This window comes from Symbiobacterium turbinis (assembly GCF_055383075.1).
Genome location: NZ_AP042433.1, coordinates 931,968 through 943,927, shown reverse-complemented (window position 1 = coordinate 943,927; position 11,960 = coordinate 931,968). Strand labels below are relative to the sequence as shown.

Below are 11,960 nucleotides of genomic sequence, written 5' to 3'. Positions count from 1 at the left end.
TCAATCCCTCCACTCCCCCAGGCCGTCTCTGGTCGTCAGGGCCCAGGAGGTCCGTTCCCCCCCTGCGTCCCGCCACTCCACCTTCCAGGCCCACCAGCCCCGCCCGGTGTCGGGGAAGGGGCTGCCCCGCCGCACCCGGGTAAGCTGCACCACCTCGCCGCCCCGGCGGCGCACCTCGTCGGTGAGGAGCTGCCTGTCGTGGCGGGTGCGGATGAGGGTCACGGCGGTGATCGCCGCTACGGCCAGCAGAATCACGACCAGGTAGTTCATTATGCGTCACTCCAAACCGATAGATTCGCCCGCGCCCAGAAAGGTTCGGCAGGCCAGGAAACACCGGCCAGCGAAATGGGCAATCATAAGCTTCGTCAGGAGAGAGGAACATGCCCATGCAGCCTTCACCGCTCGACGGGGTCACGCTGGTGCTCTACCAGCCGCAGGACGTGGTCAACGTGGCGGCCATCATCCGCGTTATGTCCAACTTCGGCCTCTCCGACCTGCGGCTCGTGGAGCCCGCCGCGTTCGACCCCTACCGCATCGCGGGCATCGCCCACCACACCGAACCGCTCATCCGGCGCACCCGGCGCTTTCCCACGCTGGACGACGCCCTCGCGGACTGCGGGCTCACGCTGGGGACCACCGGCCGCCCCCGGGAGACCGAGCGGCGGGTGTACCTCCCCCGCGAGGCCGCGCCCGAGGTGCTGGCCCATGCCCGGGCACAGCGGGTCGCCATCCTCTTCGGACCGGAGCAGGACGGGCTGCCCAACCACGCCCTGGACCGGTGCCACGGCGTCATCACGATACCGACGCACCCCTTCAACCGCTCCCTCAACCTGGCGCAGGCCGCCCTGGTGATCGCCTACGAGCTGTGGACGGCCGCCATGCTGTTGGACGCTTCCCAGCCAGACGCCCCCGTCACGCCCGGCACGGCCGCCCGGCGGGCCCCGGGCCCCGCCGCCACGGCTGTCCCCGGCGGCGCTGCCCCGCCGGCCACCGGCGCCATCGCCCCGCTGGCCACCGGCGAGGAGCGGGAGGCGCTGTTTGCGGCGGTGGAGGACCTGCTCCAGGCCCTCTACCCCGGCAGCGGTCCGGCCCGCCGCGCGCAGGCGGCCGCGCGCCTGCGGGCCCTCCTGATGCGCGCCCAGCCCCGCAGCGAGGAGGCACGGGCCCTCACCAACCTGCTGCGCCACGCCGCGCGGGCTGGCGGGCGTTCCTAAATGATGTTCCCGTTCCCTCCCCGATCCCCCTGCTGAGCGGCCGGTGGCATCTGGAGGGCACAAATGGACATACCCTCCTACCAGGGGAGGGTTTTTTCATGTCCACGCTGTCGGTCAGGGTCAGGAACCCGTTCGTGCTCAGGGGATCCCTGGAGGTGGTCCTGGAGGTGGCCCGCATGGACCTGGCCAACGCCGAGATCGAGGAGATCCGTGGCCTCCTGGGCGCCATACCCAATTCGGTGCGCCCCGCCGAGCTGCAGATCCCCCTGCCCGCGGCGCAGGCCGCGCTGCTGGCCGTGCGCTACTTCCACCACTCCCGCACCCGGCACTGGCTGCGGGAGGAGATGGTCGGCGCCCTGCTGGACCTGGAGCGGGCCCTGGAGCGCCACCTGCGGGATGCTGCCCCGGGCGGGTAGCGCAAGGAAGGATGGCGCAGCCTTACGCAAACTTCCCTGGCGGCCGGGGGCTGCGCCCGGCCGCCAGGGAAGCCGCTCACTCCAACTCGCTGCGCACGCGGCGTGGCGCAGCTACGCGCCTCGCTCGGCGATCAGCGCCAGGATCCGCTCCAGGGTCTCCTTCTGCACCCGCTCCATCGCCGCGAAATCCATGTGCGGGATGTAGCAGCGCTCCAGCTCGTCGTGCCAGGCCTTGGCCTGGCCCAGGTGGTGCATCTCGCGCTCCACGGCCGCGCGGAAGGCCGCCTCCGCGCCCGCGATGGCCTCCGCGTAGTCCGCCAGCCTGGCCCTGTCCACGAACTCACCCGTGTCGATCACCTGGTCGCCGGGCTGCGGGGCGTATTCGTGGGGCCAGAACGAGGTGATCACCCCCGTGCCCCTGAGCCGCACGTGCTCCGCCCGCTCGGGGTACATGGTGCAGTAGAAGACGTCCAGATCAAACCCCCGGGCCAGGGCAGTGTCTGCCAGCCGCTCCACGATCGTCTTCTTCCCGGTGCCCGGCGGGCCCTGGAGGACGATGCGCCGCTGCAGGTGGTCGAAAATCGGACCGAGCCAGCTCTTCGCACCGCCGTGCGTAATGGCCGAGGCGAAGAGCCGGCGGGCTCGGCCGGCACGGGCCTCGGCGCCGCGGGGTGCGGGATCTCCGGGGTCGGCTGCGCCGGACGCGGCGCTGCGCCCTCCATCGGAAGCGGTCCCCTGGAGCACCTGCGCGATGATCGCCTCGCTGGCGGCGTACACCCGCCCCATGTCCAGGCACTCCCGATGGTAGGCCGACCACTCCTCCAGCCAGGCCAGCGCGGCCCGGCGGGCGTCGCGGGCCCGCTGGAACCAGAATTTGTAGCCCCGGGTCAGGCGGATGATCTCCGCCTTCACAGCGGGCGAGCGCAGCGCCGCCTCGTTCCAGAACTGCCCCAGGTTGATGATCTCCTCCACGGCGCCGGGGAACTGGGGGTCCATCACGTGCGGGGCGGTCCCGTCCATCACCGCTGCATCGGCTGCCGGGATGTAAATGGCGTCGATGCCCTCATTGTCTGCGGAGCAGTGGAAGTACTCCACGTCGTGCCCCCTGGCCAGGAGCTCCTCGGCGATGCGCCGCATGAACGTGGACTTGCCCGTGCCGGGCCCGCCCTTCAGGATGATGACCTTCGCGGCGTCGGGCGGAGCGATCTGCTCGTACCGGGAGTAGAACCCGCGCGGGGTGTTGGCCCCGGCGAAGTAATGGCTGATGGCGCCAGGCTGCGTCATGGTCTCCACACTCCTCTCAGCCACAGGCTGATTCGTAACGGCCTAGCCTATGCGGAAAATGCGACCGCCAGACCTGCCGCTGCAGATCTGGCGGTTGGTTTTCCGCGCCGCTACCGGACGGCCGCTGCGACCTCCTCGATCATCTGGGAGACCGAGACGAGCCCGCCGCCGGAGAGGTACCAGTAGTTGGGGTCGAGGTAGATGATCCTCCCGTTCTGGGCGGCGTTGGTCTGCCGGATCAGGTCGTTGTCCAGCGTGTCCTTGGCCGACTGGCCGCCGCCGGAGACGACCGCCGCCCGGTCGATGACGAAGATGTAGTCGGGGTTCTTCTCCTTCACGTACTCAAAGGAGACCTGCTGGCCGTGCGTGCTCACCTCGATGGTCGGGTCGGCGGCGGGAAAGCCCAGCACGTCGTGGATCAGGGCGTAGCGGGAACCCGGGCCGTAGGCGCTGATGGACTTGTCGTTGGACAGCAGGATCAGCGCCTTCTCGCTGCCGCCGGCGACCTTGGCGCGGACCGCGGCGATCTGGTCTTCGATCTTCTTCAGCTCGGCCGCCACCTGCTCCTCCTTCTGGAAGATGGCGCCGATGTGCTCCATGTTCTGCTTGAAGGACTCCATGTACTGGCTCGTGTCCACGGCCAGGTAGATGGTGGGCGCCAGCTCCGACAGCGCCTCGTAGTGGGTGGAGGTACGGGCCGAGATGATGATCAGGTCGGGGTCGAGGGCGCTCAGGGCCTCGAAGTCGGGCTCCTGGAGCGTGCCGACGTTGGTGTACCGGCTGTGGGTGTACTGGCTGAGATAAGGAGGAACGTTCCCCTGGGGCAGGCCCGCGACTTCGACGCCCAACAGGTCCAGCGTGTCCAGGATGCCGAAGTCGAAGACGACGACCTTCTCGGGGTTCACCGGAACGGGGGTCTCACCCAGCTGGTGGGTGATCAAGATCGTGTCCTGGGTCTCGGGGCGCGGCTCGGCCGTCTGGACGGGGCTGGTGCTGCCGCCGGCACTGCCGTTGGCATCCGTGCTTGCGACGCCGGCGCATCCGGCCACAGCAAGGGTCAGGGCGAGCAGCGTGCTGACCAGGGAAACCGTGCGCTTCATCAGAAACCACCTCGTGCGTTGTTGTAGGGATTTCGGTTCTGCGTTCTGGTGCCTAGAGCCCCGCGGCCTGCTCCCCGGTGAAGTAGATGCACACCCGGCAGCCACCCACGGTCTCGATGGGGATCTCCATCTCGTAGATCTCGCCCAGCACGTCGGAACGGATCAGTTCGTCGGGCGTGCCCGCGGCCGCCACCCGGCCGTCCTTCAGGGCGACGATCTGGTCGGAGTACGCCGAGGCGAAGTTGACGTCGTGCAGCACCAGCACGACCGTCTTGCCCAGGTCGTCCGCCATCCCGCGCATGATGCGCATGATCTGCACCGCGTGCTTCATGTCCAGGTTGTTCAGGGGCTCATCCAGCAGGACGTACTCCGTGTCCTGTGCGAGCACCATGGCGATGAACGCCCGCTGGCGCTGCCCGCCGCTGAGCTGGTCCAGGTACTTGCCCGCGATGTCCTGCAGGTCCATGTAGGCGAGGGCCTCATCGACCAGCTCCCGGTCCTGCCTGGTGAGCCGCCCCTGGGTGTACGGGAACCGGCCGAACTCCACCAGCTCGCGCACCGTCAGCCGGATGTTCAGGTGGTGCGTCTGCTTCAGGATGGCCAGCCGGCGGGCCAGCTCCTCGGACCGGTACTGGCCGATCTCCCGGCCGTCGATGAAGATCTGGCCGCTGTCCTTGGGCAGCAGCCGCGACATCAGGGAGAGCAGGGTGCTCTTGCCCGCCCCGTTGGGCCCGATGAGCGTGGTCACCTTGCCCTTTTCGATCTCCAGCGAGACGTCGTGGAGGACCTGCTTCGGCCCGAAGGACTTGGATACGCCCCTCACCTTTACCATGCCGTTCTCTCCTTCAAGACCAAGTAGAGGAAGTAGATGCCGCCGATGAAGTTCACAATCACGCTGACCGGCGTGGTGTACGCGAGGACCCGCTCCATGATGAGTTGCGCACCCACCAGGAAGACCACGCTCACGGCCACCGCCGCTGCGATCAGCGGTCCGCGTCGGTAGGTATCCAGCATGTGGTAGCTGACGTTGGCCACCAGGAGGCCCAGGAAGGTGATCGGCCCCACCAGGGCGGTCGACCCCGCCATCAGGACGGCCACGATGATCAGCATGCGCTTTAGCATCGGCCCGTAGTCCACACCCAGGTTGATGGCGTGATCCCGCCCCAGGGCGATGGCGTCCAGGATCCGCACGTACCGCAGCCCGTAGAGCATCACCGGGATCATCAGCCCGCCGCCCAGCAGCAGCAGGTTGGTGTTCACCCGGCTCACGCTGGCGAACAGGCGGGCCTGCAGGCCGCTGTACTCGTTGGGGTCGATGAGCACCTGCAGGAAGGTCGTGAGGCTCCCAAACAGCGTGCCCATCACGATCCCCATCAGCAGCAGGAAGTGGAGGTTGGTGCCATCCTTCCGGAAGAGCACCTGGTAGAGCACGAGGGCGAAGCCGATCATCAGGACCACGGTCAGGATGAAATTGATCTGCTGGTCGACGAACTGCAGGGTCGTGGAGCCCCAGAAGAAGACCATGGCCGTCTGGAAGAGCTGGTAGACCGAATCCATCCCGATGATGGACGGGGTTAGGATCCGGTTGTTGGTGATGGTCTGGAAGATGACCGTCGAGTAGGCGATCGCCGCTCCGGTGAGGGCGATGGCCAGCACCTTGTTGGTGCGCAGCTTCAGGATGTACTGGATGTTCCCGCGCAGCGGGACGAACAGGTAGAGGCAGACCACCAAGAGCGCCAGCAGGAGGAGAATGCCCAGGATGATGAGGTTCCGCTTATGCTTCACTGGTTCGCTGTCCCTTCCATAGCAAGTACAGGAACATCCCGCTTCCGATCACCCCGACGGTCAGGCCGATCGGCACCTCGTACGGGTAGATGATCAGCCTCCCCACGATGTCGCAGGCCAGCAGGAAGACGGCGCCCACCAGAGCCGTGAGCGGCAGGTTGCGCCGCAGGTGGTCGCCCTGAAAGATGGAGACGAGGTTGGGGATGATGAGGCCCAGGAAGGGCAGCATCCCCACCGTGAGGATGACCAGCGCGGAGACCAGGGCCACCAGCGCCAGACCGATGTTCACGGCCCGGCGGTAGTTCACCCCGAGGTTGGTGGCAAAGTCCTCCCCCATCCCGGCGATGGTGAACCGGTTGGCGTAGACGTACGCTGCGATCACCGCCGGCACCGTCAGGTAGAGCAGCTCGTAGCGGCCCTTGATCACCAGGGCGAAATTGCCCTGCAGCCAGGTGGTGACGGCCTGCAGCAGATCGTACCGGTAGGCGAAGAACGTTGTGATGGAGCTCACAATGCTGCCGAACATCAGCCCCACCAGCGGGATGAAGACGGCATCCTTCAGCTTGACCCGGTCCAGGATCGTCATGAAGATGTACGTCCCGGCCAGTGCGAAGATCAGGGCGAGGATCATCTTCTGCAGCATCGTCGCAGAGCCGAAGAGGATCATCGCCACCAGAATGCCGAACCGGGCCGAGTCGTCAGTCCCTGCCGTGGTCGGCGAGACGAACTTGTTGCGTGAGAGCTGCTGCATGATCAGCCCCGAGACCCCCATGCCGACCCCGGCCAGGATGATCGCCGCGGTCCGGGGAACCCGGCTCGTCAGCAGCACCATCCGCTGGTCCTCGGTCAGCCGGAAGAGCTGGGTCAGGCTGATGTCCGACACGCCGATGAACAGCGAGCTGATGGTGAGGATCACGAGCAGTGCCGTTAGCAGCGGGACAAGCAGCGGTCTTTTCACAGTGAGCCCACATCCATCTCGGCGTCGTCCCCTTGCGTGAGAGCGATAATCATTCTCACCGACTCGATCATAGCGCATCCCGGCGAGCGGTGAAATGGACCTTCCTTAATTCGACATGGAACTTCCTTATCCGCGCGTATCCTCTGCGAGATCGGGTTCCAGGAGCTGCATCGTCAGCTGCTCCACCAGCCGCTCGTACGCGGTCGCGTCGTCGGCCCCCGACCAGCCCGCCACGAGGCAGCGGGCGCCGTCCCCCTGAACGGCGTCGGCCCACTCCGCCTGAAGGGCTGGCCGGTCCTCCCCCTGCACCAGGAAGAGCGCCGCCGTGCACCCGAAGCCGGCGACTTCGGCCAGCGAGGCTGCGGACGACTCCCGCAGTCCGCGCACGCCCCTGCAGGGAATGAACCCCGCGGACAGGTAGAGCAGGTCGCCCAGTCCGGGGTGGCGTGCGCCGAACACGCGGTAGCCGTCGCGCCCCACCCCCACCACCACGAAGCGGGCGTCCTGAAACCGCCGGCGCACCAGGGACTTCAGGTGGCAGAGCCGCCGGTCCATCAGGGCGAGCCAGTGGCCGGCCACGGTCTCCAGGCCCAGCGCCAGCCCGAGCCGCTGCACCCGCTCGGTCCACGGGGCCTCGGCGGCGTCGCCCCTCGGGCCGGCGCCCGCGTCGTCGGTGCCTGCGTCAGCCACCGGCGCCGCCGCCTCATCCGGCGGCGCGGCCAGGCCGAAGATCGCAAGATCGCCGGCCATGGCCTCGACTTCCGGCCGCGCGCGGACCAGCCGCACGAAGGCGCTGGGCGCAAGTCCCAGTTCCCGCTTGAACACCCGGCTGAAGTAGAACTCGTCCGCGTAGCCCACCGCGTGGGCCACCTCCGCCACCGACCGGAAGTCGCCGGCCAAAAGCCGCAGGGCCTTCCGCAGCCGGAGCGCCGAGAGGTACTTGTGCGGCGTGAGGCCGGTGAGCGCCCGGAAGGCCTGGTAGAACCGGTGGGGGCTCACCCCCGAGTTCCGGGCGATCAACTCGATGCTGTACTCCCGCTCGCAGTGCGCGGCCATCTGCCTGCGCACCTGGTCGGCATAGCTCAGCAGCGAACCCTGCGCCCGGCGCTGGCGCGCGCCGCTCAGGTAGGCCGCCATCAGCTCGTAGAACTGCGCCTGGGTACGGAAGAAGTCGATCAGGGCGCCTGTGCCCGGCCCGTGCGCACCGTGGCCGGCCGGCAAGCAGTTCCCGCCAGGGGCGCCGTTCCCGCCTGCCCCGGCCAGCGCCTGCAGGGCGAGTTCGACCCCGGGCACGCGCACAGGCACCGGCGGGATCCACTGCGCCATACCCCGGGCGCGCCCTTCCTCAATCGCTTCAAACTGAAACAGCCGCAGCTCGCCCGCATGGTCGCTCAGGCTGGTTACCCACACCTGCTCGGCGGGGCAGAGCAGCAGCAGCTCGCCGGGGGCAAGCCGGCAGCTCCACCGCCCGCGCACGCCGTCGCCCACGGCCAGCAGGCCTCCGTTTTCCGTCCACAGAAGCCGTCCGGAGCGGACAGACGGCACCTCGACCGTGCGCCGCGCAGCCAGCGGCACCCGCCGCTCGCCCAGGTAGCGCAGGCCCGGGGGCCCGGGTCCATCCCACATGGGCATCTCCCCTCATCGGGTAAACGTCAAACACATTATACTTGATAACGGTTATCAGTATCAAGAAAGTCACCGGCCGGTTTCAGGGCGCGCGAAAGCCCGGGTGAGCGCCAAGCTCACCCGGGCTTCGTCAGTACCCGCTTACATTCCGGCCAGGGCCACCCGCACCAGTTCGGACACCGGCCCGGGCAGGACGCCCATCACCAGGGTGCCCACGGCGGCGATCACCAGCACCACCTGGGCGGCGGTGCGGGTCGGCGCGTGGGGCTCCGCGCCCTCCTCCGGTTGCGGCGCCTCCTTCGTGCGCGTGAAGGCGGTGCCGATCACCTTCAGATAGACGTATGCGGAGATGCCCGTGGAGAGGATGAGACCGGCCAGCACGATCCAGGCCTGGCCCCTCACGGCGGCAATCGCCAGAAGGAACTTGCCGACGAAGCCACCCGCCGGCGGAATGCCCGCCAGGCCGAAGAAGAGCAGGGCCAGGCAGACGCCGACCCAGGGCTGCCGGTAGAAGAGCCCCTTCAGGTTGGCGATCTGCGAGCCGTCCACCCCGTCCGCCTCAAGGATGCGCACCACGGCAAAGATGCCCATCGTGGCGAAGCCGTAAGCGCCCAGGTAGTAGGCGGCGGCGGAAAGCCCGTCCAGCCCCAGGCCCGGAATCGCCATGATCAGGTAGCCGGCGTTGGCGATGCCCGAGTAGGCCATCAGCCGCTTCAGGTCGCTCTGCCAGATTCCCGCAGAGGCCCCGAGCATCATCGAGGCGAAGGCCAGAATCGAGAGCGGCAGCAGGAAAGACGGCTGGTACGCCTCGGGCACGGCCGCGACCAGCAGGCGGGCCATGGCGGCGAAGGCGGCCGCCTTGGTGCCGATGGACATGTACGCCGTCACCGGGGTCGGCGCGCCCTGGTACACGTCGGGCGCCCAGATGTGGAACGGCACCAGCGCCATCTTGAAGGCCAGGCCGACGATGGCGAGGCCCACGCCCACCTTGTAGTAGAGGCCGACGGCCCAGGCGCCCTCGCTGGTGAACGACCGGGCGGCCTCCGCGATGCCCGCGATGGACATCGTCCCGGTGGCGCCGTAGATCAGGGCAAAGCCGAAGATCAGGAAGGCGGCCGCCACCGAGCCCAGGATGAAGTACTTGAAAGCCGCCTCCCGGGCCGCCATGCGCCTGGGCGCGAACGCGATCATCACGTAGAGCGCCAGCGACAGCAGCTCGATGCCCAGGAAGATCACCATCAGGTTGCCCGCGCCGCCCAGGAGCACCATGCCCATGGCGGCCCAGAGCAGGAGCGCCAGGTAGCCGGACTGGTCCTCCCGCGCCCGGCCGATCGAGAGCAGGATGGCCAGGAGCGCAGCGATGAGCAGCACCCCGCCGTAAACGGCGGCGAACCGGTCCATCACCAGCATGCCGGCGAAGCCCGACGGGTCGGCGGCGCCCTGCCACAGCGGCACCAGGTACCAGCCGGCGACCAGCACCGCGCCGATGGCGGCGACGTACATCGGCCCCTGAATCGTCTCGTACTTGAACAACAGGTCGAGCAGCAGGATCAGCAGCGCCCCGGCGGCCAGCGCCAGGAGCGGCGCCGCTATCGTGAAGTTGAGATCGACAGGCACGCGAGCCCCTCCTTACATGACCACCGGGTGCTTAGACGTAGAAGACGTAGTAGGCGACCACCAGCACGACGCCGGCGAAGACGGTCAGCGCGTAGGAGCGGACCAGCCCGTTCTGCCAGCGGCGCAGCACGCCGCCCAGCTCCCGGGCGAGGGCCCCCAGTCCGTTGACGACACCGTCGATCCCGCGGGGGTCGAACAGCTGTCCGATGAACTGGGCCGTCTCCTTGGCGGGTCGCACGAAGAGGAAGTCGTAAAGGGTGTCCACATAGAACATGTTGTACAGGATACCCGGCTTGTGCAGCGGATTCAGCTCCACCGCGCGGCGGGCCCCCTCAGGCCGGTAAAGGTACCAGGAGATGAGGCCGCCCACCAGGGCCACCGCCACCGAGAGCCCGGCAACCACGGGGTTGATCGCTTCGGCGTGCAGATCCAGCGTCGGGAAGGACGGCGCCAGGGCCGTGAGCTGGACGTGGCCGAAGAAGAGCCAGCCCGAGACGACCGAGAGCACGGCCAGAATGGCCACCGGCCACTTCATGGCAGCCGGCGTCTCGTGCGCGTGTGCGTGGGCCTGCGCATCTGCGCCGGCGGCCTCCGCCTGCTTCCGGCTCCGCTTCTTGCCGACCTGCCGGACAGGCGCCACGTAGGCGTCGCCCAGGAAGACCAGGCTGAAGAGCCGCACGTTGTAGAAGGCCGTCATGCCGGCAGCCAGTACAGCGATGGTGAACAGGGCCCACTGCCCCTGGCTGAACGCCGCGAGCAGGATCTCATCCTTCGAGAAGAAACCTGCGAAGGGCGGCAGGCCGATCAGGGCCAGGGCGGCGGCGCCGAAGGTGAGGCCGGCGAACTTGTCGCGGTACCAGAGGCCGCCCATGTGCCGGATGTCCTGGTCGCCGTTGTAGTGATGCACCACGATGCCGGCGGCCAGGAAGAGGCAAGCCTTGAAGAAGGCGTGGGTGAAGAAGTGGAAGTCTGCGGCCACGTATGCCCCGAGGCCGTTGGCCAGGAACATGTAGCCGATCTGCGAGAGGGTCGAGAAGGCCAGCACCCGCTTGATGTCAAACTGGCCGGCCGCGACCAGGGCGCCGAACAGGGCGCCGAGGCCGCCCACCCACGCGACGGTCATGGCCGCACCGCTGGCCACCTCGTAGATCGGGTAGGCCCGGGAGACCAGGTAGACGCCGGCCGTGACCATGGTGGCGGCGTGAATCAGCGCCGACACCGGGGTCGGGCCTTCCATCGCGTAGGGCAGCCAGGTGTGCAGCGGGAGCTGCGCAGACTTGGCCACCGCGCCGATGAGCAGCAGGATGCCGATCAGGTTCAGGGCCGCAACGCCCTGCCCCTGGGCGATGGCGCCGAACACCTCATCGAACTTGAAGGAGCCAAAGTTGGCATAGATGAAGGCGATGCCGGCGAAAAGCCCCGCCTCACCGGCGATGTTCATGACGAACGCCTTGATGGCCGCGTTCTGCGCCGCGGGCTTCGTGAAGTAGAAACCGATCAGCATGTAGGAGGCGAGACCGACGCAGCCCCAGCCGATGGCCAGGCCGATGAAGTTGTCGGAGAGCACCAGCAGCGACATGGCGAAGATGAAGAAGTTCAGCTTGGCCATGAAGCGGCCGTACGACTCGTCCTCCCGCATATACGCAGTCGAGTAGATGTGGATCAGGAGGCCGGCCCCGGTCACCACGAGGGCCCACCAGAGCGACAGCCCGTCGGCGACGAGCCCCAGGCTGGCCAGGCTCCCCCACGAAGTGAGGCCGGAGCGGATCGGTTCGGCTGCTGCGGCGCCCCAGTACTGCACCGCGAGGGCCACCACCATCGCAAAGGCGGCGGCGACGGAGCCACAGGCCACCCAGGACACCGTGGTCTTCGACCAGGTGTTCCGGAAGTAGCCCACGATCGCCGCGCTCAGGAGCGGGACGACGACGATGGCCGGCAGCATCCAGGCGAGGTCCATGGT

11 protein-coding genes are annotated in these 11,960 nt (G+C 68.0%); 2 read left to right on the top strand and 9 right to left on the bottom strand.

From position 1 onward, the window contains the following. The gene (locus ACZ45O_RS04460) at positions 1-270 is read right to left on the bottom strand and encodes a hypothetical protein (protein ID WP_464855956.1); all 270 of its coding nucleotides are present in this window, start codon (positions 268-270) and stop codon (positions 1-3) included. Positions 271-380: 110 nt separating this feature from the next. On the opposite strand from ACZ45O_RS04460, the gene ACZ45O_RS04455 reads away from it, so the two are divergent. Both ACZ45O_RS04455 and ACZ45O_RS04450 read left to right on the top strand, forming a co-directional pair. After that, positions 381-1,214 (top strand): RNA methyltransferase, encoded by an 834-nt coding sequence (locus ACZ45O_RS04455; protein WP_464855954.1) that lies wholly within the window; start codon positions 381-383, stop codon positions 1,212-1,214. A 98-nt stretch (positions 1,215-1,312) separates the two neighbouring features. Further along, a complete protein-coding gene (locus tag ACZ45O_RS04450; protein ID WP_464855952.1) occupies positions 1,313-1,630 on the top strand; it encodes a hypothetical protein in 318 nt (105 codons plus the stop codon). Between the two features lie 111 nt (positions 1,631-1,741). Here the strand turns inward: ACZ45O_RS04450 and ACZ45O_RS04445 are convergent, their stop codons facing one another. The 8 genes from ACZ45O_RS04445 to nuoL form a co-directional block, all read right to left on the bottom strand. After that, positions 1,742-2,914 carry a PRK06851 family protein gene (locus ACZ45O_RS04445; protein ID WP_464855950.1) on the bottom strand — a complete coding sequence of 391 codons (1,173 nt, stop codon included), beginning with the start codon at positions 2,912-2,914 and terminating at the stop codon, positions 1,742-1,744. A gap of 110 nt (positions 2,915-3,024) precedes the next feature. After that, entirely contained in the window at positions 3,025-4,014 is a 990-nt protein-coding gene (locus ACZ45O_RS04440; protein ID WP_464855948.1) for a siderophore ABC transporter substrate-binding protein, read from the bottom strand. Between the two features lie 52 nt (positions 4,015-4,066). Further along, positions 4,067-4,846, bottom strand: a complete 780-nt coding sequence (locus ACZ45O_RS04435) for an iron ABC transporter ATP-binding protein (RefSeq protein WP_464855946.1) — start codon at positions 4,844-4,846, stop codon at positions 4,067-4,069. Then, the gene (locus tag ACZ45O_RS04430; RefSeq protein WP_464855944.1) at positions 4,840-5,799 is read right to left on the bottom strand and encodes an iron chelate uptake ABC transporter family permease subunit; all 960 of its coding nucleotides are present in this window, start codon (positions 5,797-5,799) and stop codon (positions 4,840-4,842) included. Before ACZ45O_RS04430 ends, ACZ45O_RS04435 begins: the two co-directional genes overlap by 7 nt. Continuing rightward, positions 5,789-6,757, bottom strand: a complete 969-nt coding sequence (locus tag ACZ45O_RS04425; protein WP_464855942.1) for an ABC transporter permease — start codon at positions 6,755-6,757, stop codon at positions 5,789-5,791. The genes ACZ45O_RS04430 and ACZ45O_RS04425 overlap by 11 nt, the downstream gene beginning before the upstream one ends. A gap of 126 nt (positions 6,758-6,883) precedes the next feature. Next, a complete protein-coding gene (locus tag ACZ45O_RS04420; RefSeq protein ID WP_464855940.1) occupies positions 6,884-8,389 on the bottom strand; it encodes a helix-turn-helix domain-containing protein in 1,506 nt (501 codons plus the stop codon). Between the two features lie 135 nt (positions 8,390-8,524). Continuing rightward, a complete protein-coding gene (locus ACZ45O_RS04415) occupies positions 8,525-10,000 on the bottom strand; it encodes an NADH-quinone oxidoreductase subunit N (RefSeq protein WP_464855938.1) in 1,476 nt (491 codons plus the stop codon). Between the two features lie 31 nt (positions 10,001-10,031). Next, positions 10,032-11,957: an NADH-quinone oxidoreductase subunit L gene (nuoL, locus tag ACZ45O_RS04410; RefSeq protein WP_464855936.1), complete on the bottom strand. Its 1,926-nt coding sequence runs from the start codon at positions 11,955-11,957 to the stop codon at positions 10,032-10,034. Positions 11,958-11,960 lie beyond the last annotated feature (3 nt).